At 46.7% G+C, this 747-nt stretch carries 1 protein-coding gene and 1 pseudogene; both read right to left on the bottom strand.

Annotated features, from left to right (window positions below):
• Window positions 1–238 (bottom strand): annotated as a pseudogene (locus F0227_RS21795) (hypothetical protein); the annotation flags it as partial.
• 23 nt (window positions 239–261) lie between these two features.
• A partial coding sequence (locus tag F0227_RS21790) for a hypothetical protein (RefSeq protein WP_171755333.1) occupies window positions 262–747 on the bottom strand: 486 nt, incomplete at its 5' end.

Genomic DNA, 747 nt, shown 5'->3' with positions numbered 1-747 from the left:
CTGGGGCAGACATGCGTCCACCAGTAGACATTTTACCGGGATAGCCGCTGACTGAGCCCATGGACACTCTTGCCTGCCCACCCATAACCGTAGTGATATACATATCTTTGACGCCATGTTTTCCGCTGGTGCTACCATTGGTTAACCCTACATCCACAATATAGGGGCCTGTGGGGTAGCGCAAAAACAGTGTCAGACCAAGTAATATAATGGCTCCGATAATATAAGCTTTAATCATTGCTATACACCTCACGCAACAGGCTATTGTTCCTGTGTATTCGTCGTCTGGTTAGCGGAATTTTTCTTGGACTCTAAACGCTGTTCTAACCGGGAGAAGTAACTGTCTGGGAAAGGGGTAGCTGAAGATTCACCCACACCATCAAATAGCACCACCACATCGGTAATATTGTCAGGGGAGCGGATAACCCATCCATTCGGATCGGCGTTTCGTCTGGGGTTACAATTGTCGTACATATCTACACAGGACTTGCTATAAAAAACCCTTACTCTGGGGCCATCAACAATGACTTCGATGGTTCCATAATTACGATGGTAGTTTTTATAGTAGTTATCCATTACCTTGATTTTCGCTTCAGCGTTTGCGGGGATTTCTGCGGAAATATAGTAATAAGACTCAAAAGGGTAATCCCAGCCCTTAGCCCAGTAGCCTTCAATATATGCTGGGGCAGACATGCGTCCACCAGTAGACATTTTACCGGGATAGCCGCTGACTGAGCCCATGGACAC

It is taken from the genome of Vibrio sp. 99-8-1 (assembly GCF_013114595.1).
Lineage (GTDB): Bacteria > Pseudomonadota > Gammaproteobacteria > Enterobacterales > Vibrionaceae > Vibrio.
Note: the sequence above shows the minus strand (reverse complement) of the source record. Positions and strands in the feature narration are given on the sequence as shown.